Raw genomic sequence first — 1,430 nt, 5'->3', positions numbered from 1 at the left:
GAGAGCGCCGTCACCATCGCCGGCACGACGAGCGGGGCCGAGGACGGCCGGGTCGTCAGCGTCACCGTCGGCACGGTCACCCAGACCGCCACGGTCAGCGCCGGGGCCTGGACGACGTCCCTCACCTCCAGCCAAGTGAAGAGCCTGTCCGAAGGCTCCGTCACGATCACCGCGAGCGTCTCCGACCAGGCCGGCAACCCCGCCACGGCGGCGACGAAGACCATCACCTACGACAAGACGGCGCCGACGGTTTCCATCGGCACGGTGTCGACCGACGACCGGATCAGCGACGCGGAGGACGAGAGCGCCGTCACCATCGCCGGCACGACGAGCGGGGCCGAGGACGGCCGGGTCGTCAGCGTCACCGTCGGCACGGTGACCCAGACCGCCACGGTCAGCGCCGGGGCCTGGACGACGTCCCTCACGTCCAGCCAGGTCAAGAGCCTGTCCGAAGGCTCCGTCACGATCACCGCGAGCGTCTCCGACCAGGCCGGCAACCCCGCCACGGCGGCGACCCGGACGGTCAGCTACGACCGCACCGCACCGAGTGTCTCCATCGGCACGGTGTCGGGCGATGACCGGATCAACGACGCCGAGGACGAGAGCGCCGTCACCATCGCCGGCACCGCCTCCGCCGAGGACGGCCGGGTCGTCAGCGTCACCGTCGGCACGGTCACCCAGACCGCCACGGTCAGCGCCGGAGCCTGGACCACCTCGCTGACCTCCAGCCAGGTCAAGAGCCTGTCCGAAGGCTCCGTCACGATCACCGCGAGCGTCTCCGACCAGGCCGGCAACGCGGCCACGGCGGCCACCCGGACGGTCAGCTACGACCGCACCGCCCCGACCCTGTCGATCGGGACCGTGTCGACCGACGACCGGATCAACGACGCCGAGGACGAGAGCGCCGTCACCATCGCCGGCACGACGAGCGGGGCCGAGGACGGCCGGGTCGTCAGCGTCACCGTCGGCACGGTCACCCAGACCGCCACGGTCAGCGCCGGGGCCTGGACGACGTCCCTCACCTCCAGCCAAGTGAAGAGCCTGTCCGAAGGCTCCGTCACGGTCACCGCGAACGTCTCCGACCAGGCCGGCAACCCCGCCACGGCGGCGACCCGGACGGTCAGCTACGACCGCACCGCCCCGACCCTGTCGATCGGGACCGTGTCGACCGACGACCGGATCAACGACGCCGAGGACGAGAGCGCCGTCACCATCGCCGGCACCGCCTCCGCCGAGGATGGCCGGGTCGTCAGCGTCACCGTCGGCACGGTCACCCAGACCGCCACGGTCAGCGCCGGGGCCTGGACGACCTCGTTGACCTCCAGCCAAGTGAAGAGCCTGTCCGAAGGCTCCGTCACGATCACCGCGAGCGTCTCCGACCAGGCCGGCAACCCCGCCACGGCGGCCACCCGGACGGTCAGCTACGACCG

Annotated in this window: 1 protein-coding gene; it reads left to right on the top strand. The window is 71.9% G+C overall.

Annotated elements, in window-relative coordinates:
- The coding region (locus QSG27_RS28915) for an Ig-like domain-containing protein (protein ID WP_306712296.1) at positions 1–1,430 on the top strand (1,430 nt) is incomplete at both ends.

Origin of the sequence: Azospirillum isscasi (assembly GCF_030849505.1) — a bacterium.
Lineage (GTDB): Bacteria > Pseudomonadota > Alphaproteobacteria > Azospirillales > Azospirillaceae > Azospirillum > Azospirillum isscasi.
Note: the sequence above shows the minus strand (reverse complement) of the source record. Positions and strands in the feature narration are given on the sequence as shown.